14 protein-coding genes are annotated in these 19,683 nt (G+C 57.2%); 4 read left to right on the top strand and 10 right to left on the bottom strand.

Annotated features, from left to right (window positions below):
- Positions 1–8 precede the first annotated feature (8 nt).
- The 3 genes from Y5S_RS13985 to Y5S_RS13995 form a co-directional block, all read right to left on the bottom strand.
- On the bottom strand, positions 9–2,339 hold the full coding sequence (locus tag Y5S_RS13985) for a TRAP transporter large permease subunit (protein WP_035233793.1): 2,331 nt from the start codon (positions 2,337–2,339) through the stop codon (positions 9–11).
- A 199-nt stretch (positions 2,340–2,538) separates the two neighbouring features.
- Complete coding sequence (locus tag Y5S_RS13990; RefSeq protein WP_035233794.1) at positions 2,539–3,552, bottom strand: putative solute-binding protein; 1,014 nt, start codon at positions 3,550–3,552, stop codon at positions 2,539–2,541.
- Positions 3,553–3,618: 66 nt separating this feature from the next.
- Entirely contained in the window at positions 3,619–4,647 is a 1,029-nt protein-coding gene (locus Y5S_RS13995; RefSeq protein ID WP_035233795.1) for a hypothetical protein, read from the bottom strand.
- Between the two features lie 176 nt (positions 4,648–4,823).
- Here Y5S_RS13995 and Y5S_RS14000 point away from each other — a divergent pair, with 176 nt between their 5' ends.
- Positions 4,824–6,185 carry an ABC1 kinase family protein gene (locus tag Y5S_RS14000; protein ID WP_035233796.1) on the top strand — a complete coding sequence of 454 codons (1,362 nt, stop codon included), beginning with the start codon at positions 4,824–4,826 and terminating at the stop codon, positions 6,183–6,185.
- 184 nt (positions 6,186–6,369) lie between these two features.
- On the opposite strand, the gene Y5S_RS14005 is transcribed toward Y5S_RS14000, so the two are convergent.
- The 7 genes from Y5S_RS14005 to Y5S_RS14035 all read right to left on the bottom strand — a co-directional run bounded on the left by Y5S_RS14005 (position 6,370) and on the right by Y5S_RS14035 (position 14,087).
- The gene (locus Y5S_RS14005; RefSeq protein WP_407921420.1) at positions 6,370–7,536 is read right to left on the bottom strand and encodes a putative solute-binding protein; all 1,167 of its coding nucleotides are present in this window, start codon (positions 7,534–7,536) and stop codon (positions 6,370–6,372) included.
- Positions 7,537–7,656: 120 nt separating this feature from the next.
- Positions 7,657–8,730, bottom strand: a complete 1,074-nt coding sequence (locus Y5S_RS14010) for a putative solute-binding protein (protein ID WP_035233798.1) — start codon at positions 8,728–8,730, stop codon at positions 7,657–7,659.
- 116 nt (positions 8,731–8,846) lie between these two features.
- The gene (locus tag Y5S_RS14015) at positions 8,847–10,019 is read right to left on the bottom strand and encodes a putative solute-binding protein (protein ID WP_035233799.1); all 1,173 of its coding nucleotides are present in this window, start codon (positions 10,017–10,019) and stop codon (positions 8,847–8,849) included.
- A 307-nt stretch (positions 10,020–10,326) separates the two neighbouring features.
- Positions 10,327–11,094: a YciK family oxidoreductase gene (locus Y5S_RS14020; RefSeq protein WP_035233800.1), complete on the bottom strand. Its 768-nt coding sequence runs from the start codon at positions 11,092–11,094 to the stop codon at positions 10,327–10,329.
- A 126-nt stretch (positions 11,095–11,220) separates the two neighbouring features.
- A complete protein-coding gene (locus tag Y5S_RS14025; protein ID WP_035233801.1) occupies positions 11,221–11,889 on the bottom strand; it encodes an HAD-IA family hydrolase in 669 nt (222 codons plus the stop codon).
- Between the two features lie 151 nt (positions 11,890–12,040).
- On the bottom strand, positions 12,041–12,802 hold the full coding sequence (gene ubiG / locus Y5S_RS14030; RefSeq protein WP_231552697.1) for a bifunctional 2-polyprenyl-6-hydroxyphenol methylase/3-demethylubiquinol 3-O-methyltransferase UbiG: 762 nt from the start codon (positions 12,800–12,802) through the stop codon (positions 12,041–12,043).
- Positions 12,750–14,087: a TRZ/ATZ family hydrolase gene (locus tag Y5S_RS14035; RefSeq protein ID WP_035233803.1), complete on the bottom strand. Its 1,338-nt coding sequence runs from the start codon at positions 14,085–14,087 to the stop codon at positions 12,750–12,752. Before Y5S_RS14035 ends, ubiG begins: the two co-directional genes overlap by 53 nt.
- 218 nt (positions 14,088–14,305) lie before the next feature.
- On the opposite strand from Y5S_RS14035, the gene gyrA reads away from it, so the two are divergent.
- The 3 genes from gyrA to pheA all read left to right on the top strand — a co-directional run bounded on the left by gyrA (position 14,306) and on the right by pheA (position 19,623).
- Entirely contained in the window at positions 14,306–17,062 is a 2,757-nt protein-coding gene (gyrA, locus tag Y5S_RS14040; RefSeq protein ID WP_035233804.1) for a DNA gyrase subunit A, read from the top strand.
- A gap of 214 nt (positions 17,063–17,276) precedes the next feature.
- Complete coding sequence (gene serC, locus Y5S_RS14045; RefSeq protein ID WP_035233805.1) at positions 17,277–18,359, top strand: 3-phosphoserine/phosphohydroxythreonine transaminase; 1,083 nt, start codon at positions 17,277–17,279, stop codon at positions 18,357–18,359.
- Positions 18,360–18,540: 181 nt separating this feature from the next.
- Positions 18,541–19,623 (top strand): prephenate dehydratase, encoded by a 1,083-nt coding sequence (pheA, locus tag Y5S_RS14050; RefSeq protein WP_035233806.1) that lies wholly within the window; start codon positions 18,541–18,543, stop codon positions 19,621–19,623.
- The last annotated feature ends 60 nt before the right edge of the window (positions 19,624–19,683 follow it).

Raw genomic sequence — 19,683 nt, forward strand, 5'->3', positions numbered from 1 at the left:
AAGTGCTATCAGCCACCAACCGCGATTTTCTGGAACAGATAATCGTGGAGGGAATCGGACATCAGCGGTACATAGGATACCAGCAGCAAGGCGGTCAGCATCACCGCGATGGGCAGCAGGTACTTCTCGTAACGGCGGTAGAAGCTGCCACCTTCCACTTTGGCGGATTCCACTTCTTCGTCGCCCACCACTTGCCTTGTTAACAAGTGGTTGAGTGCCACAGGTGGCGACAGATAGCCCAGCTCAAAGGCGACCAGGGTGATCATCCAGAAGTGCAACGGTGCGATCCCATTATCGAAAGCAATCTGGGCAATGGTGGCGTTCACCAGAATCACCGCCCCGTAGGGGTCCATGATCATACCGATAATCACCATGGTGACGACCAGCAGGGTCATTGCGACCCAGATATTCGGGAAGGTTTCCGGCAGGGCTTCCATCATGCCAGACCGTTCGATGATGCCGCCTACGCTCACGGACAGCGCCATCAGCATCAGCAGAGCACCAATGTGACCGGTGGTTTCGTTAGTGGCAAAGCGCAGCGAGCTTTCCAGCTTTTCGCCCACACCCGGTTCCGGCTGGTAGTGCGGATCCATATCCGGCGTTTTCATCAGATAGTGAACCACGAGACAGGCGCCAAGGATGATATTACGCCAGAACAGTCCCCAGAACTGGCTCTGCAGTTCTTCAGCAGAGGTGCCGGTAGGGATGTTGCCTGTGCTGAGTGCGTCCTGCATGCCAAGCATGTTGTAGAAGGAGAATGCCAGCAGAGGTACGAGCACAAGGGTAAACACATGCAGTGACTTCTCGCTCAGTTTTTCATAGCAGAGAATGGTCAGCAGCATCACAGGCAGAATGATCGGCGCATAGATCTCGTCAAGCTTGGTGCCGAGCAGATCCTTAAACACCACAATCACGGTGCCCATGATGATCACATAGGGCAGCAGGGGGATCAGGCGCTTGATGCTGGCCGGTACGGCTTCAGAGAACGGTGCGATACGGGCCGGAGCGGTCCGTGCAAACTGGCTGTAGATGAAGAACAGGATCAAGGACAGGGCAAAGATCTTGAGACCGGAAGTGAACAGCTCGTCAGTGGTAACACTGTTGTTCAGAGCCGCGATGATTACCACCAGCAGACACGGACGCAGTACCACACCCATGGAGCCAGACATGGCAGTAGCGGCCAAAGCCAACTGCTTGCGGGCACCGGCACGAATCAGCTCATTGTAGATAGTGGCACCGGCAGCGATAACAAAGATACCGGAAGCACCAGTATAGGCAGTGGGTACCGCCGCAACGGCGAGCACCACGAAACACATCAGTTCCGGGGACATTTTCCAGGGACGGAGCACATCAAATACCAGATGGGCCATCTTGGTCTGGCGCAGCAGCATACCGATCCAGATATACAGGGCCAGGCTGAGGAACAGGGTGGACAGTTCCATCATCATGCCCAGGTACACGCTGATACCGTGGTAGTAGCCCTGGCTAATGAACTGGATGCCAGCAGTGATACACATGAAACTGTACAGCGGAATGGTCAGCAGGGATTTGCCCCATGTGCCGCCTTCTTCCAGGTCTTTCGGTGGGCGGATCAGCTGATAAGCGGCCGCCAAAGAGAGAATCAGGAAGCCGCCGATCCAGAATTGGTGCAGGTAAAAGTGATTCACCTGAACCCCGTCAGCAATGGCAGACACTTCTTCGCCACGATAAATCCAGGCGGATAGCAGCAGCATCACATTGGCACTCAGCTGGCCGATGGTGGCCACCATGTGATCTTTGCGGGTGCGGGCCGGGCGCAGGGAAATATGATGCCGGGTCAGTGTGGCGGTGGCGGCACAGATAATGACCAGCAGACACAGCAACAGCCGCTTGTAGTTACCCAGGGTGGTAACCACTTTGGCAACGCCACCTTCCAGGTTGCGGAACGCAATGACGCCCGGGGTGACCTGTTCCTGAACCATGGTGTAATCGGCCCAGCTGTCACGACAGATCTGACGGGAGGCTTCCAGAGACTGGCGCAGGGCGCCTTCGTCCACATCGGTGCCAAAAATCCCGGCCAGAGGGTCATCAGCCATCTCTGCCTGTTTCTGGGCGACAGCCTTCTGCAGTTCAGCGTCCAGATCCGGGTCCGGGTTACAGGTGGGTTCCCCGACCAGGCCGGCGGTACGTAGCTTGAAGTAGCCTTCCCAGGTGTTTTCGCCGATTTTCAGGAGCTGGGAATGAATCACTTCACCTGATGCAAGAAAAATAGTCAGCAACAGGAGAATCAGAGTGGGTAGGGAAGATAGCCATTCGCCCACCGAGCGGTTGGCGACAGTCATGCTAGAAGGTTTATCCATTGTGCACCCGGTTATTGTTATACCGTTTCGTTAGCTGGAAATATAAAACCAAAAACAATGGTTCTCTGTTTGATTTCCGTATTCTGGACAGTGTTGACGCGATTGCCTTTCCTGCAGGAATTGCAGGAAATGGCTGAAAAAAATCAGGTTATGAGAGTAAAACGGGGCCGATGCCGGCCCCGTTCAATACCCACCAGAATTATTCGGTGGGGTTTACACATTCAGCGCGGGAAGAGTCCTGTTTGCAACGCACCTTGCGCAGCAGGCTCATCATGTTCTTGTCGTATACGCCGTCGTTGGTCAGGGCGATACGTGCCTCACGCAGCATTTCATCATACTTGAGCTTGTCGGCCTCCGGGATACGGACCCACCACTTCTTGTCGACTTCGCTGTTGGCGTTTTCGATCACGCGCATGGCACGATCGAACTGGCCCAGCATGTATTTGCGGGATTGTGCCGCGAAGTCAGCAGGGAACTTGTCACGTTTTAGCAGAACCTGGGCGGTCAGCTGACCGAGCACATAATCCACGATGCCGCCGTTGGGCTGCATGCCTTTGTACAGTTCCAGAGCGGAGTAAGCAGCAATAGGTGCGAAGCAGATATCGACAGAGCCATTGTTGAAACGGCCAGAGAAGTTGGTGATGTCAGACATTACCGGAGACATGCCTACCCGGGAAGCCATGCTGGCTTGGGCGCTGTCGTATTCCAGTACAGCGATGGATTTGCCGGACAGTTCGCCAACGGTATCGATGGTACGGTCCTTCACGAACAGGTAGGCGGCACCCATCGGCGCTACACCCCCAACTTCATAGGGACCGGAAACCAGGTGTTCCTTGATGGAAGGATGCTCGCTGGCCAGCACGGTGAGAACCTGACGCATGGCGTCGTAGCTGGGGATGGAGCCAACAGAGTCCAGGCTGCCGGTGTAGCTATTGAACTGGCGGCCACGAATACCGGTCAGCACCGCAGCATCACACTGACCGGCTTTCAGGTCTTCTGATGCGATTTTCTCGTCAGTGTAGGGCTTCAGTTCCAGATCTACACCCCAGCCGAGAGCGGCTGTTTTGTAGTCTTTCATGATGTTGTAGATGTCGCCGTTGGCACCAATGATGTCGAATACGCACATGGTGCGCTTCTCTGCGGCCTGGGCGGGGCTGATTGTCAGTGCAAGAGCCGTAGTGGCCGCTGCTGTCAACGCCTTGAAATAGCGCATGGTGGTCTCCTGGTTACTTCTTAATCTAATTAATTCAAAAGCGGCCCGAAGGCCGCATACAAAAGCTTAAAGCAAATCGTTGATATCGACGGCTGGCGCAGACTTGGCAGCGTCATCCCAGAAGGTGCCAATGCCACCAATCGGGGTTCGTTTACCGGTGTTTTCGGTCCATTCACGGTCGGAAATGCCCTGGACAATGAAGCCTGCAATGGCATCCAGCATGGCGTAATCCGGGTCCAGGTTCTTGTCGTTGGCAGCGTAATCACGGATCGCCTTGCGCAGGCGAGCGTCATCGCCCTTGCTGAAAGCGCTCATGGCGTACAGGGCGCTACCCAAGCGGATGCCGCTATCGAAACCGGCCTTGGCGGAAGCTTCCAGTTCGGCCCAGGCGTCGGAATTCGGCGGAGCCAGCATCGGCAGCAGGTTCCATACGGCAGCACGAACGCCGCGGGGAACGCCCCACCACTTTGCGTTATCCAGGCACTTCATGTTGCGCTCTACCTTGGCGGCAATATCGCGCGGAACGCCCACAGCACCGTCAGAGCTGCCATCGTTCAACAGGGACTGAACACCGGAGATGTTTCCGACCATCCAGACCAGCTCGTCGAAATCGGTTTTCAGCTTGGGGCATTCGCCTTCTTCCTGTTCGCCGTATGCCTCAATCATGTACTTGTAGGCGGTGTACTGACGTTCAGCTGCCACGGCTGCCCAGCGTTTCTGCTCGATACGGGCGTCCTGGGCTTCATTGACGCGACCGTCCTTCACGGAGCGCATGTAGCGGAGCTCGGCATCCAGAGCGATCTGCTCGGCACAGGTGGCGGCGGTGGTGAATACCATCGCGCCCAGCTTTTCAGGGTGGGAACCAACGCGCTCGAAGGACATCAGCAGCGGGGTTTGCGCTTCGCCGGTCACACAGGCCATGCGCACGTCACTGTAGGTCATCATGTAGGGCAGCATCTCTGACCGGCCGAAGCTGATCAGGACATCACCGGTGGTTTTATAGATAACACCACAACCTTGCAGAGCCAGGATAGCGCCCCCAATCAGGGCCAGGCGAGTATGTCCCAGCAGGTTTTTCACGGAGAGAGAACGCATTCGGTAGCTCCTTGTTATTGTTCTCAAATTGCGCGGTCAAAGGTACGAAAGTCCGGGAATTGACACAAGCGGCAATTACAAAAAAGCCTGCAAGCAATTACAAACCATAAATTTGCTATATGATGTGTCAACGCTATGTTAAACCCTCTCCCACCCATGGATAGTAAGACTTTATTATGAGTGATAGCTCTGGCATCAAGGACATGAAGGCCTGGCTGGAAGGTGAACGCAGTGGCCTTTCCCTGGCATTGAACACCGCCCGCGGTGGCGCCCGAATAGCCGAGACATTGGGTGTTCTCGGCCGTCAGGGACTTGGCTGGCTATTGGGCAATCGCCCGCCAGTTCCGGCTTTGCTGCGCACCACCTTCGAATCCCTGGGAACAACATATATCAAGCTTGGGCAGTTTATTGCCAGTTCGCCATCCATTTTTCCCGAAGAATATGTGGAAGAATTTCAGCGTTGCCTGGATCGAACCCCCCCCCTACCTTTTCATTACATCCGTGAAACGATTGAGCAGGAACTGGGGCAACCCCTGGAACAGCTGTACCAGTTCGTTGACCCCAAGCCATTGGCAAGTGCGTCCATTGCGCAGGTACATTCTGCCAAGTTGAAAAATGGGCAAGACGTGGTGATCAAGGTTCAGCGTCCGGGTGTGCGGAACGTTTTGCTGACCGATTTCAATTTTTTATACCTGGCAGCGCGGATTACCGAACGGCTGGCACCGGGTTTGTCCAAATCGGCTATTTCCGGTGTGATCGAAGAACTGCAGGCAGGCATGCTGGAAGAATGCGACTTCATTAAGGAGGCGGGCAATCTTAAGGCGTTTAATGCTTTCCTGAGAGACACAGGCAATACCAGTGCTATTGCGCCGGAGCCGGTGATGTCTCACACCACGGGCAAGGTGCTCACCATGGAGCGCTTCTTTGGTGTGCCGCTCACGGACATGAATGTCCTGAAAAAGTATACCGATGACCCGGCGCAGACCTTGATATCGGCTTTGAACACCTGGTTTTCCAGCTTGATGCTGTGCGACTTCTTCCATGCGGATGTGCATGCTGGCAATTTGATGTTATTGGAGGATGGTCGGGTCGGGTTTATCGATTTCGGTATTGTGGGCCGGATTCGCCGTGAAGCCTGGGATGGCATGGCCAAATTTTTCGATGCCATTGGTCGTGGAGACATCCGCCAGATGGCAGAAGCCATGGCGGTAATTGGCATGACCCGGGAAGAAGTGGATGTGGATGCACTGACCCGTGATATCGAGAGCCTGCAGGGTGCGCTTGGGCAGGTCGATCCTTCTGCCTTGATTCAGGCTGACCGCAACGACAAGGAAGTGAATCGCCTGTTGATGGATCTGGTCAAAATTGGTGAAGGTCACGGCATTCGTTTCCCTCGCGAATTTGCGCTGTTGCTCAAGCAGTTCCTGTACTTTGATCGCTATGTGCAGGTGCTGGCCCCGGAAATGGATATGTTCAGTGATAATCGGCTGGATATGTTTGGCGGGGCAGATGAGCTGCCGGGCGGGTTACTGCACTAATAGCTACGAGCTACAAAAAAACCGCACCCTTTGGGCGCGGTTTTTTTATTTGGGCCTTGATGCGAGTGACGAGTTACGAGTTTCGAAAATCAAGAGATGGCGTTGTCAGCCTGGTGTTACTGCTTTTTGCTCTTCGAAACTCGAAACTCGAAACTCGAAACTCGAAACTCGAAACTCGTAGCTATCACTCTACCGGATTCGCACATTCCCCTCGTGACGGCTCCAGCTTGCAGCGAATCTTGCGTTGCAGGGTCAGCATGTCAGCATCGTAGTAGCCCTGAGTTCGCAGGGTGAGTCTGGCTTCCTGCATCAATACTTCATACTCCTGTTTGTCACCTTCCGGGATTTCGATAAACCAATGCTGGGGTACCTTCGCGGCTTCCTGATCGAGTCGTTCCTTGATCAGGTGGTAGCTGTTGTAGAACTCTTCGCGGACCAGTTGGGCGACCTCATTGGGAAACTTGTCCTTGCGACCTATTAACTGCATGGATATCTGGGCGAGGGGGTAGTTGATGATGCCGCCATCTGGTTGCAGGCCTTTGTAGAGTTCCAGTACTTCATAGGCCACCAATGGAGCAGGCAATACATCTACCACGCCGTTGTTGAATTTATTGGGAGCAGAGAGAATGTCGGATGCTACCGGAGTGGCACCGATTTGCGACACCATTTCAGCCTGGGTCGGATCGTAGTCGAGTACGGCCACGCGTTTGCCTGAGGCATTGGCGAGGGTGTTGATCGCCTTGTCGTTTACGAAAACGTAGGCACCACCAGCGGGGGCGATACCGAGAATGACGTATTCACCGCTGACCATCTTGTCAGCCGATTTGGGATTGGCAAGCACCTGCAGCAAAATTCTCATGTGCTCGTCCGTGGGCAGGCCGCCGATGGCATCGATGGTGCCGGTGTAACGGTTGAACAGGCGGCCGCGCAAACCCGTCATTAATGCCGCGTCACAAATACCGGCTTTCAGGTCTTCGGCAACCACGGCCTCGTTGGTGTACGCCTCCACCTCCAGCTCTACGCCGTATTCCAGCAGGCGAGTGCGCTGATCTTCGGCGGCCTTGTAAATAGGGCCTACCCGTCCAGCAACGTCCCAGATGCAGATGCGTCGTTTCAGTGGGTTACCGGGAGTGAAGCCGGCGACTTTTTGCATGGCATCAATGCGTTCATCAAGACTGCGGCTCTGGTCATAGGCAATGGCGCGTAGTTTTCCTGCCAGCGCGGGGGTAAGGGTGACGCCAGGCGCAAAGCTTTCCAGTTCGGCTTGTTGCGCAGGGGTGAGGTTGAGGCTGTCCTCTGCATGGGCCAGCAGGGTGCTGACCAACAGAACGGTTGTGGTAAGAAGCTGCAAAGCGCGCACGAGTGACTCCGGTATTTTATTGTTAGTCACGCCATTGTGAACCGCGTAGCCGGGGAGTCTCTGGCTCCGTTGCCATGACGCTTGGCGTCATGGCCAATTTCCTGTTCGGATCTACTCGGATTTCTGGCTGCATTCCGGTCGCAGAGGATCCTGGCTGCAGCGGATGCGCTTCATGATGGAGAGCATGGTGCCATCATAATAGCCAGCTTCGCGTAGTTTGAGACGTGCGGCACGCATCATGCTGTCATATTCCCTCTGGTTGTCTGCAGAGACTTCAATCCACCAGTGCTCCGGGATTTTTCCCGCCTCTTTTTCCAGGGCAACCTGGATGGAACTGAAACTGTCAGCTGCAATTTCCCGAATCAGTGACGCAATCGGGGGAGGGAAGCGGTCGGTATGAGCGATCAGCTGTGCGGTCAGTTGCACAATAGGGTAATCCACAATGCCGCCGTCCGGTGCCATGCCCTTATAGAGCTCAAGTACCTGATAGGCGATCAGCGGGGCGGGCAGGATATTCACGGTGCCGTTATTGAAAAGGTTTGGGGCGGTGGCCAGATTGGTAGAGACAGGGGCTGCGCCGATATGGGTAACCAGTTTGGATTGGCCGGGGTCAAAATCCAGCACTGCCACTTTTTTACCGGCAGCCTGGGCTAGTGAATTCATGCGCTTGTCATCCACAAACAAGTAGGCCGCACCTGCTGGAGCAACAGCCAGCGTTTGGTACTTGTTGCTCACCATGTATTGGTCCAGATTGGGATGGGCAAGGGTGCGCAGCAGGGTTTTCATGTGGCCCAGATCGGGAAGCGCTCCAATGGCATCAATGGTGCCAGTGAACCGGTTAAACTGCCGGGCACGAAAGCCACTCATCAAGGCGGCATCACAATGGCCGTTTTTCAGGGAGGCGACCATGACGCCTTCATTGGTAAAGGCTTCCAGAGAGATGTCGATTCCGTAACGCAACAGGTCCAGGCGTAGATTCGTGGCACCATTGAAAACGGGGCCGGATTGCCCGGAAAGATCCCACAGACAGATATGCCGTTTGAAAACCTCGCCTTCTTTCAGCCCCATTTCCTTGCGGGCCAGTTTCAGTTGCTCTTGTTGTTGGGCTGTCAGGGTCAGGCTCAGGGCTGGCGTGGTTAGCACAGACAGACAAAAGACGATAAAAAGTGTTTTTAGCGAAGCCATTGAAGGTCCTTCAAGTCAATATGGTTCGCTTATAGCATTGAAAAACGGCGGGGTGTTTTACCGCTTGTATGACAATTGTACGCTGCGCCGGGATTGGCCCAGCGTACGGGAGCCCATCAGCCTCCAGTCTGGCTGCATTCGGCACGGGCTGGATTGAATTTGCAGCGGATTTTGCGTTGCAGGGAAAGCATGTCGGCGCTGTAGTAGCCACGGTCTTTCAGGGCCGTGCGGGCTTCCCCCATCATGACTTCGTATTCCTGCTTGTCTTTTTCAGGAATCGGAATCATCCATTTTCCGGGCACCCGTTTTGTTTCCTGCTCAAGTCGGGCAATCACTTGAGGGTAAGCTTCGAAAGAGGCCTCACGAATCAGCTGGGCGACTTCATTGGGGAATTTATCCAGTTTGCCAATTAATTGCATGCTCAATTGCGTCAGCGGGTAATCCACAATGCCGCCGTCTGGTTGCATACCTTTGTAAAGTTCCAGGATTTCATAAGCAATAAGAGGTGCAGGCAGAATATCGATCTGCCCATTATTGAACTTGTTGGGCGCGGACACGATATCGGTACTTACCGGTGTGGCGCCGATGGCGGCCACCATTTCTGCCTGGGTCTCGTCGTAATCCAGCACGGCAACACGGTGACCTGCGGCTTTGGCCAGAGAGCTGATGCGGCGGTCGTTCACAAAGATATGGGCGGCCCCAGCAGGGTAGATGCCCATGACAACATAATCCCCCTGAATCATGTGGCCGGCTTGCTTGGGGTGGGCCATGACCTGTAGCAGGGTTTGCATGTGTTCCTGGTCAGGAACTGCCCCAATCGCATCCACGCTGCCGGAATAAAGGTTGAACTGGCGGGCGCGCAGTCCACTCATCAGGGCTGCATCACAACGCCCGGCCTTGAACTCTTCCACCATTACGGTTTCGCTGGTGTAGGGTTCCATCTTCAGGTCAATGCCGTATTCCGTTGCCAGTGCTCTTTGCTCCATGGCGGCATTGAAGACAGGTCCGTTGCGCCCGGCAATATCCCAGATACAAATGGTGCGGCTGAAGGATGATCCTTTCGGCATTTGATCGAAGCCGACCAGTTTGCTGATGGCTTGAAGGCGATCGCGGACAGGCATTTCCCGGGTGTAAAAAATATCAGCCATCCGGGACATGGTGCTGTCAGACAGCGTCGTGCCCGGCACCAGTTGTTGCAGTTTTTCTTTCTGGGCATCAGTGAGATTGGTGGCACTGACCATTGAGCACAAAAGACTCATAGCCAGAAAAAGACTCAGGCGTTTTTGCATGGTTGTCTCCGTACGCATGCTTGTTGTTATTGCATTAAGAAGTAGCACGCTAGCGCAGCACTGAGGAGGGCTCCAGCGCGGAGGGTGACGGCGTTTGGGCAACCGGGACAAGAAGATGTCAGGGCCTATGAAAGGAATGCCTTATACCGGACGGCGGATGCCCGACGCTACATTCAAAAAACAGGGCAGTGATTCAGGTTCGGGTAACGAGTTTCGAGAAGCGAAAAGCTGAAAAAACGCGATTCACCATTTTTTGTTTTTCGAAACTCGAAACTCGAAACTCGAAACTCGTTACTGGTCTTCTGCGTTACTTCGGTTGTGCGTCGATGGACTGGCCGTTGGTCTCCTTGCTGGCTGGGCCAAGCAGGTACAGATAGGGTGCCATGATGTCCGCCGGAGTCTTGATGGTCATCGGGTCTTCGCCGGGGTAGGCGAGAGCGCGCATGTCGGTGCGGGTGCCGCCGGGGTTGATGGTGTTGACGCGAATGTTGCTGGTGCTTTCCAGCTCTTCAGCCAGTACCTGTGCGAGGTTTTCGGTGGCGGCTTTGGAGACGGCGTAGGCTCCCCAGAAGGCGCGGCCTTTGCGGCCCACACTGGAAGAGGTAAACAGCAGGCGGGCATCATCGCTGGCGCGGAGCAATGGCAGCATGGCCTGCGTCAGGTAGAAAGCGCTGTTCACGTTTACCTGCATAACGGAATCCCAGGTGCCGGTTCCGTAACGGTCCATTGGGGTAATGTCGCCCAGAATGGAGGCGTTATGCAGGATGCCGTCCAAGCGGCCAAATTCCTTTTCAAACAGACCGGCCAGCTCCAGGTAATCCTCCGGCCGTGCCACGGCCAGGTTGACCGGTGCCAGTGCCGGCTCCGGCCCGCCGGCGGCCTTGATCTCGTCATAGACCCGTTCCAGTTTCTCCTGGGTGCGCCCCAGCAGAATCACGGTGGCACCATGGGCTGCCAGGGTCAGGGCGGCAGTGCGGCCGATGCCTGCACCGGCACCGGTGACCAGAATGATACGGTCCTTGAAAGCGTCTTCAGGACAGGCGTAGTTGAGAGCGTCGTTTTGAAAATCCGTCATGGTGAATCCTGCAATAACATTATCGTCCCACCGGATTCGTAGGGCGGAAATCGGCATGAGCCGATCTTCGCCATCTCGGTGGGGGATCATGGCGGAGATGGGCGTTCGCCCATTTCCGCCCTACGGTTAGCCGCGCAGTTTTTGCAGCAGCGGCAACAAATCTGAGCCTTGTTCCAGATAGTAGGTGGCCTGCCAGCCATGCGGGTCATCGTCGGCATCAATATAGCCAAAGGCGGCCACGGCAGTGGCCATGCCGGCATTGTGGCCCGCCTGGATATCGCGCAGGTGATCGCCCACGTACAGGCAGTTTGCCGGTGTGACTTGGTCGGCGTTGGCGGCAATGAGCAGACCTTCCGGGTCTGGCTTGCGTTGTTTTACGTCATCAGGGCAGAGCACTGGGCCAACCCTTTCATGTAGTCCCAGACCTTCAAGCACCTTGTGGGTGAAGCGCGAGGGTTTGTTGGTGACGATGCCCCAGGGAATCCGGTTGGCATCCATCCAGTCCAGTGATTCCGCCATACCGGGGAACAACACCGTGTCCACCGCCAGGTGTTGTTCGTAGGCATCAAGCAGTTCTTCCAGGAAGGCTGGAAACGTCAGGTCGTCCGGCCCGGTGCCGAAGCCCAGCTCGGTAAGCGCGCGCGCCCCGTTGGAGACATTGGCCCGCACTGCCGAGTAGGTCACTTCCGGGCGGCCGTGCTTTTTCAGCAGGGTGTTGAGCACCGTATAAAAGTCCGGTGCAGTGTCGATCAGGGTGCCGTCGAGATCGAAGTAAACGGCTTCAAGGCGTTCCATAGGGCTCTCTGTTCTTTGATCGTTGGTGCTTACGGTGAAGAGGTGCTTGCGGTGAAGACCTGAAAAAAGATGCGAGTGACGAGTAACGAGTTTCGAAAGGCAAAACCGGTTTTGATCTTCGAAACTCGTTACTCGCGACTCGAAACTGTGCTTAATCTCCCTTTCGGGCGTACATCAGGTAATTCACCGACACATCCCGGTTCAGCTTGTACACCTGGGTCAGCGGGTTGTAGACCATGCCGGTGGTGTCCTTCACATCCAGCGCGGCATCGCGGGCCCAGCCGGCCAGTTCGGAAGGCTTGATCAGCTTGGCGTATTCGTGGGTGCCACGGGGCAAAAGTCGTAGCACGTATTCCGCGCCAACGATGGCAAACATGAACGCCTTGGGGTTGCGGTTGATGGTGCTGAAGAACACATGACCGCCGGGCTTGACCAGGGTGGCACAGGCACGGATCACGGAAGAGGGGTCCGGTACGTGCTCGAGCATTTCCAGGCAGGTGACCACGTCATATTGGCCTGCGCGCTCCTCGGCAATCTTTTCCGCCGGGGTTTGCAGATATTCCACTTCTACGCCGGCCTGTTCGGCATGAATGCGTGCCACTGCCAGTGGGGCTTCGCCCATGTCGATGCCGGTCACGTTGGCTCCGCGTCGGGCCATGCCCTCGGAGAGCAGGCCGCCGCCACAGCCGATGTCGATGACTTTCTTTCCGGGCAGGCTGACGCGCTCATCGATATAGTTCAGGCGCAGTGGGTTGATATCGTGCAACGGACGGAACTGGGAGTTCGGGTCCCACCACTGCTCGGCGAGAGCATTGAATTTGGCAATCTCGCCAGCGTCTACATTGGGAACAGTATTCGGGCTATCGGTCACGGTTGTTGGCTCCGGCAATCGTTTGTTGCCACTGCTGGGCATTTTTCAGAATCAGGGCTTCATTCAGTGTGGTCAGCTTGCGGCTGTCCATCAGACAGCGGCCACCGACCCAGGTATGCGTCACCTGATCGCGGCTGGCGGCATAAATCAGCTGCGCCACAGGATCGTAGACCGGCTGGGTTTCCAGTCGGTTCAGATCCACCGCTACCATATCCGCTTGCTTGCCAATTTCCAGTGAACCGATCTCGTCATCGCGGCCCAGCGCTTTGGCGCCATTCAGGGTGGCCATTTTCAGGACATCGGCGGCTGGCAGGGCGTCGGCCTGCAGGCTTACGCCCTTGGCAAGGAAGGCGGCGGTACGGGCTTCGCCGATCATGTCCAGGTCATTGTTGCTGGCGGCACCGTCGGTGCCCAGGGCCACGTTGATCTGCCCTTTGCGCAGTTTTTCCACCGGGGCAAAGCCACTGGCCAGTTTGAGATTGGATTCCGGGCAGTGCACCACGTGGGTGCCGGTTTCGGCCACCAGCTCGATTTCCTCATCGGTGAGCTGGGTCATGTGCACCGCCAGCAGGCGCGGCGACAGCAGGCCCAGTGCCTTGAGGCGGGTCAGTGGGCGTTCGCCGGTGTTGCCCACCGCCATCTGGATCTCTCCGGCGGTTTCATGCACGTGCATCATCATTGGCACGTCCAGTTCTTCGGCCAGGGTCAGCACTTTCTGAAGAGGTTCATCCGATACGGTATAGGGGGCATGGGGTCCGAAGCCGATCTGGATGCGCGGGTCGTGACGCCACTCGTCCATGGCATCGGTGGCCAGGCGGATATAGTCATCCGGGCCTGCCCCCATGGGCGTGGGAAAGTCCAGTAGCGGACAGAACAGGGTGGCACGCAGGCCGGCTTCCACCGTGGCCTTGGCGGCGCTGGCCGGGAAAAAGTACATGTCCGCAAAGGTGGTGGTGCCGGAGCGAATCATTTCCGCGGCGGCCAGTCGGGTGCCTTCGTAGACAAACTGCTCGCTGACAAACTGTCCTTCCGCAGGCCAGATGTGTTTTTCCAGCCAGGTCATCAGCGGCAGGTCATCGGCGATGCCGCGCAGCAGGTTCATGGCGGCATGGGTATGCGCATTGACCAGCCCGGGAATCAGCAGGTGATCGTCCAGGCGGGTAACGGTGTCGGCCTGCCATTTTTCATCGGCAAGCTCGCTGGGTAGCAGGTCGGCAATGAGGCCGTCCTTTACTACCAGGGCGTGATTTTCCAGTACCGCGTCGTCGGCGGACACGGTGGCAATCCAGCGGGCGTGGACAATCAGGTCGGCCTGATGGTCGCTCATGCGTAACTCCTTGATCGGACTGGGAACCAGAATGGCGGCAGTATAGCGGTTTGAGCTGCGTCTTGCTCCTCTGCGATGGTCTCATTTCCAGTGTTCGCGCACCCCGGCAGCTGTGCTATCATCCGATGCTTTTCCGGGCTTCTTCATTGTTGCCGCCCGGAACCATGGAGTCAGCCTGAGTCCCGCCAGAGGGGCTGTTGGGGATAATAAGGATCACTATGTCGGATCTCGCCAGAGAAGTTACCCCGGTCAACATCGAAGACGAACTCAAGCAGTCGTACCTGGATTACGCCATGAGCGTGATCGTGGGGCGGGCCCTGCCTGACGTGCGCGACGGCCTGAAGCCGGTACACCGCCGCGTGTTGTTCGCCATGCATGAGCTGAACAACGACTGGAACAAGCCCTATAAAAAATCGGCCCGTGTGGTCGGTGACGTGATTGGTAAATATCACCCCCATGGTGATTCCGCCGTGTACGACACCATCGTGCGGATGGCGCAGCCTTTCTCCCTGCGCTACATGCTGGTTGATGGTCAGGGGAACTTTGGTTCCATCGATGGCGACTCCGCCGCGGCCATGCGTTACACCGAAGTGCGCATGTCCAAGATCGCCCATGAATTGCTGGCGGATCTGGACAAGGAAACCGTGGATTTCGTCGATAACTACGACGGCACGGAAAAGATTCCTGATGTGATGCCCACCCGGGTGCCCAACCTGCTGGTGAACGGTTCCTCCGGTATCGCCGTGGGCATGGCCACCAATATTCCGCCCCATAATCTGGGCGAGGTGGTGGATGGTTGTCTGGCGCTGATCGACGACGACAGCCTGACCCCCGACGATCTGATGCAGTACATCAAGGGCCCGGATTTCCCCACCGCTGGCATCATCAATGGCCGCGCCGGCATCGTGCAGGCCTACCGTACCGGTCGTGGCCGCGTGTACATGCGCGCCCGTGCCGAAATCGAGGCCACTGACAAGAGCGGCAAAGAAGCCATCATCGTCACCGAGATTCCCTATCAGGTGAACAAGGCACGGTTGATCGAGAAGATCGCCGAGCTGGTGAAAGACAAGAAAATTGAAGGCATCACCGAACTGCGCGACGAATCCGACAAGGAGGGCATGCGTATCGTGATCGAGCTGCGCAAGGGCGAGAACGCGGAAGTGGTGCTGAACAACCTGTACCAGCAGACCCAGATGGAGTCGGTGTTCGGTATCAACACCGTGGCCCTGGTCGATGGCCAGCCCAAGACCCTGAACCTGCGCGAGCTGCTGGATGCCTTTATCCGTCACCGTCGTGAAGTGGTGACTCGCCGTACCGTGTTCGAACTGCGCAAGGCCCGCGAAAAGGCGCACCTGCTGGAAGGTCTGGCAGTGGCGTTGAGTAACATCGATCCGGTGATCGAACTGATCAAGAGCTCGCCGAGCGGTGCCGAAGCGAAAGAAAAGCTGCTGGCCAAAGGCTGGGCGCCGGGTGATGTACTCAAGATGCTGGAGCGTGCCGGTGGCGAAAATGCCGCTCGCCCGGACGGCCTCGACGAGCAATACGGCCTGCGTGATGACCTCTACTACCTTAGCCCGGAACAGGCTCAGGCCATTCTGGACCTGCGTCTGCAGAAGCTGACGGGTCTGGAACGCGAGAAGCTGATCAATGATTACCAGGAGCTGCTGGAAATCATTGCCGAGCTGATGCTGATCCTGGCGGATCCACAGCGCCTGATGCAGGTGATCCGTGACGAGCTGGTAGCCGTTCGCGAAGAATACGGCGACGAGCGTCGCTCCGAGATCGTGGCGTCCCGCCTGGATCTCAGCATGGAAGACCTGATCGCTGAAGAAACCGTGGTGGTGACCCTGTCCAACGGTGGTTACGCCAAGATGCAGCCCATCGATACCTACCGCGCCCAGAAGCGTGGCGGTCGCGGCAAGTCCGCCGGGCAGTTGAAAGACGAAGATTATGTGGAGCACCTGCTGGTAGCGGGCACCCACGATACCCTGTTGCTGTTTACCGATGCCGGCAAGGTGTTCTGGCTGCGGACCTTCGAGCTGCCGCAAGGTGGCCGTGCTTCCCGCGGCAAGCCCATCGTTAATTTGCTGCCGGCACTGGGGGCGGAAGAAAGGATTACCGCCATCCTGCGACTCGACGCAGAGATGGTGCGTCAGCAGAAAGCGGACAGCGAAGAAGACGAAGAGACCACCATTGACGCGGAAGACGTGGTTGATGATGCAGCAGAGGGTGATGACGACGGCATCGTGGCCGATACCGTGCCCGGTCCGTTCATCTTCATGGCCACCTCCAGCGGTGTGGTCAAACGTACCCAGCTGGCCAACTTTGCCCGTCCGCGCAGCTCCGGCCTGATCGCCGTAAAACTGCAGGAAGGCGAGCATCTGGTGAACGTGGCCATTACCCAGGGCCACGAAGACGTGATGCTGGTGGCGCGCAACGGCAAAGCGGTGCGTTTCCATCAGTCCAAGGTCCGTGTCATGAGCCGTCTGGCCCGTGGTGTGCGTGGTATCAAGCTGGCCGACGGCGTCGACGTGATCTCCCTGATCGTGCCGGAAGAAAATGGCCAGATCCTGACCGCCTCCGAGAACGGCTACGGCAAGCGCACCCCGCTCACCGAGTACCCGACCAAAGGTCGTGGTGGCCAGGGCGTGATCGCCATGGTGATCAACGAGCGTAACGGTGAACTGGTCGGTGCCACCCAGGTGTTTGGCGGCGAGGACATCATGCTGATCTCCAACCAGGGCACCCTGGTGCGTACCGGTGTGGACCAGATCAGCACCTCCGGTCGTAACACCCAGGGCGTGCGTCTGATTCGCCTCGGCGAGGAAGAAAAACTCTGCGGCCTGGCCACCATTCCGGAACTGGAAGGGGCTGAGGAAGACGAGGAGCTGGAAGGTGAAGAGGGTGAGGTGATCGAAGGGGAAGCCACCCCGGAAGCACCGGAGTCCGACGCCAGCGACGACGCAGAAGAGTAATATCGTAGAAGCGAGTGACGAGTAACGAGTTTCGAAGAGCAACACCTGAAAGCGTAACCGCTTTTGAATTTCGCAACTCGAAACTCGTACCTCGCAACGCCTGCCAACCCCTTAGACCCGATATCCGGTCACGGGGCTGCCAGGCAGAAATGATGAGCAAGGAAATCCCCGAGCCCGGTTCCGCCGGGCTTCTTTGATTAGACGGAGAACACAGATGTCCCGCGCCTATAACTTCTGCGCAGGGCCGGCGGCGTTGCCGACGGCGGTACTGGAACAGGCCCAGCAGGAAATGCTGGATTACCAGGGTATGGGCCTGTCCATCATGGAAATGAGCCACCGGGACAAGGTCTTTGTGGATATCGCCGAGAAGGCCGAGCAGGACCTGCGCGACCTGATGGGAATCAGCGACGATTACGCCGTGCTGTTCCTGCAGGGCGGGGCGTCTACCCAGTTTGCCATGGTGCCCATGAACCTGTTGGGTGCGGGCGAAACGGCGGATTACATCAATACCGGGCAGTGGTCCAAGAAGGCCATCAAGGAAGCCGCTCGCTACGGCAACATCAATGTGGCCGCCAGCAGCGAAGACACCAACTTCACCACCGTCCCTCCCCAGGATACCTGGCAGCTTTCTGCCAACCCGGCCTACGTGCATTACTGCCCCAATGAAACCATCGGTGGGCTGGAGTACAGCTTCATCCCCGAGGTAGGTGATACCACCTTGGTGGCGGACATGAGTTCCACCATCCTGTCTCGTCCGGTGGACGTGAACCGCTTCGGTCTGATCTATGCCGGTGCCCAGAAGAATATCGGCCCCGCCGGTTTGACCCTGGTTATCGTGCGCAAGGATCTGCTTGGCAAGGCCGGCGCTAATGTGCCTGCGATGCTTAATTATCAGACCCATGCGGACAACGGCAGCATGTACAACACCCCGCCCACCTACGCCTGGTACCTGGCTGGTCTGGTATTTGAATGGCTGAAAAAGCAGGGTGGCGTGGCCAACATGGCAGAAATCAACCAGCGCAAGGCCGAAAAGCTGTATGGTTTCATTGATGGCAGTGATTTCTACAGCAACCCGGTGGAAGTGATCAGCCGCAGCCAGATGAATGTGCCGTTTGTGCTGGGCGATGATCGTCTGGACAAGCCGTTCCTGGCAGAAGCCGATGCCGCTGGCCTGCTCAACCTGAAAGGTCACCGCAGCGTCGGCGGCATGCGTGCCAGCATCTACAACGCGGTGCCGGAAGCGGCTGTGGATGCGCTGATCGCCTTTATGGCGGACTTCGAAAAAAGGAACGCCTAAACGCGTCACCCAGCACGCAACACGCCGCCTTGGGGGTGGTTGTGTTGCGGGCGTTTGGCGAAGTGATTGTTTGAGAGGTGGGTAGAACAATGGATTTGAACGGTTGGCACGAGATCGCAACGAACGCTCCCACGCTTGTTCGCGTGTTGCGTGATGCGTGCTGCATGCAGGCGAGTCCGAAATGACTGATTCATTAGACAACTTGCGTAACCAGATCGACGAGCTGGATCAGAAGCTGCAGGATCTGCTTAACGAGCGTGCCACCCTGGCCCACAAGGTGGCGGAAGTGAAAATCGCCACCGACCCGAACCCGGTGTTCTATCGTCCTGAGCGTGAAGCCCAGGTGCTGCGCCGGGTGAAAGAGCGCAATCAGGGGCCGCTGGACGGTGAGACCATGGCGCGGTTTTTCCGCGAGATCATGAGTGCCTGTCTGGCGCTGGAACAACGCATGAAAGTGGCGTTTCTGGGCCCGGAAGGCACCTTTACCCAACAGGCTGCCCTGAAGCACTTTGGCCATGCGGTGGAATCGGTGCCGCTGGGTGCCATTGATGAGGTGTTCCGCGAAGTGGAAGCCGGTGCCGCCCATTACGGTGTGGTGCCGGTCGAAAACTCCACCGAGGGCGTGGTCAATCACACCCTGGATACCTTCATGACCTCCGAGCTGAAGATCTGCGGCGAGGTGGAGCTGCGTATCCATCATCACCTGCTGGCCGGTGAACATACCCAGCGTGACAAGGTGACCCGGGTGTACTCCCACCAGCAGACCCTGGCCCAGTGCCGTCAGTGGCTGGATGCGCACATGCCCGGCGTCGAGCGTATCGCGGTGAGCTCCAATGCCGAAGCGGCCCGTCGTCTCAAGGACGAGTGGAACGCCATGGCCATTGCCGGTGAAATGGCGGAAGAGCTGTATGGGCTGGAAGCCGTGCAACGCAACATCGAGGATCGCCCGGACAACACCACCCGGTTCCTGATCATCGGCCGCCAGGACACCCCGGCGTCCGGCAAGGACAAGACCAGCCTGATGGTCAGTGGCAAGAACCGCCCCGGCCTGTTGTTCGAAGTGCTGGCCCCGTTCCGCGACGAAGGCATCAACCTGACCCGCCTGGAGTCCCGCCCGTCCCGTACCGCGAACTGGAGCTATGTGTTCTTTGTGGACTGTGAAGGGCACAAGGAAGACGGCAACCTGCAGGCGGTATTGGACAAGCTGGAGGCTGCCGGCAATACCATCAAGCTGTTGGGGTCGTACCCAAAAGCGGTGCTCTAAGCCGCTGTGGGAGCGAGCCTGCTCGCGATTCGGTTTCGCTAACGAGAATCGCGAGCAGGC

The sequence above is a fragment of the Alcanivorax nanhaiticus genome (assembly GCF_000756665.1).
GTDB lineage: Bacteria > Pseudomonadota > Gammaproteobacteria > Pseudomonadales > Alcanivoracaceae > Alcanivorax > Alcanivorax nanhaiticus.

Excerpts from the sequence above, each read along its gene's own strand:
- Y5S_RS14035 (WP_035233803.1), bottom strand. The coding sequence starts at position 14,087 with ATGAGCGACCATCAGGCCGACCTGATTGTCCACGCCCGCTGGATTGCC.
- Y5S_RS14010 (WP_035233798.1), bottom strand. The coding sequence starts at position 8,730 with ATGGCTTCGCTAAAAACACTTTTTATCGTCTTTTGTCTGTCTGTGCTA.
- Y5S_RS13985 (WP_035233793.1), bottom strand. The coding sequence starts at position 2,339 with ATGGATAAACCTTCTAGCATGACTGTCGCCAACCGCTCGGTGGGCGAA.
- ubiG (WP_231552697.1), bottom strand. The coding sequence starts at position 12,802 with ATGCCCAGCAGTGGCAACAAACGATTGCCGGAGCCAACAACCGTGACC.
- serC (WP_035233805.1), top strand. The coding sequence starts at position 17,277 with ATGTCCCGCGCCTATAACTTCTGCGCAGGGCCGGCGGCGTTGCCGACG.
- pheA (WP_035233806.1), top strand. The coding sequence starts at position 18,541 with ATGACTGATTCATTAGACAACTTGCGTAACCAGATCGACGAGCTGGAT.
- Y5S_RS14015 (WP_035233799.1), bottom strand. The coding sequence starts at position 10,019 with ATGCAAAAACGCCTGAGTCTTTTTCTGGCTATGAGTCTTTTGTGCTCA.
- gyrA (WP_035233804.1), top strand. The coding sequence starts at position 14,306 with ATGTCGGATCTCGCCAGAGAAGTTACCCCGGTCAACATCGAAGACGAA.
- Y5S_RS14025 (WP_035233801.1), bottom strand. The coding sequence starts at position 11,889 with ATGGAACGCCTTGAAGCCGTTTACTTCGATCTCGACGGCACCCTGATC.
- Y5S_RS14000 (WP_035233796.1), top strand. The coding sequence starts at position 4,824 with ATGAGTGATAGCTCTGGCATCAAGGACATGAAGGCCTGGCTGGAAGGT.
- Y5S_RS13995 (WP_035233795.1), bottom strand. The coding sequence starts at position 4,647 with ATGCGTTCTCTCTCCGTGAAAAACCTGCTGGGACATACTCGCCTGGCC.
- Y5S_RS13990 (WP_035233794.1), bottom strand. The coding sequence starts at position 3,552 with ATGCGCTATTTCAAGGCGTTGACAGCAGCGGCCACTACGGCTCTTGCA.
- Y5S_RS14020 (WP_035233800.1), bottom strand. The coding sequence starts at position 11,094 with ATGACGGATTTTCAAAACGACGCTCTCAACTACGCCTGTCCTGAAGAC.